At 64.0% G+C, this 250-nt stretch carries 1 protein-coding gene; it reads right to left on the bottom strand.

All coding sequences use genetic code 11. The features are described 5' to 3' along the window. Positions 1-250 (bottom strand): biotin/lipoyl-binding protein (locus R0J88_RS22145; protein WP_410901192.1); only part of this gene is annotated, 250 nt, incomplete at both ends.

Here is a 250-nt window from a genome sequence, read left to right as displayed (position 1 = left end):
CTCTGGGCCTGCAGGTGTTCGGCCTCGCGGGTATCCAGGGCGGCCTGGGCGCGGTCCACCGCCAGTTGGAAGTCCTGCCCTTCCAGGCGTACCAGCAACTGGCCCTGTTCCACATGCTGGTTGTCCTGCACCAGCACTTCTTCGATTCGCGCGCTCAGTTGGCTGGAGACCCGGGTGATCTCGCCCTGCACGTAGGCGTTGTCCGTGGTCTCGTAAAAGCGCCCGTGGAACCACCAGTGGGCAAGAAAAC

Source organism: Pseudoalteromonas sp. SIMBA_162 (assembly GCF_046535955.1).
GTDB classification, from domain to species: domain Bacteria; phylum Pseudomonadota; class Gammaproteobacteria; order Enterobacterales; family Alteromonadaceae; genus Pseudoalteromonas; species Pseudoalteromonas marina.
The sequence above is the reverse complement of the archived record's forward strand: the minus strand, read 5'-3'. Positions and strand labels throughout refer to the sequence as shown.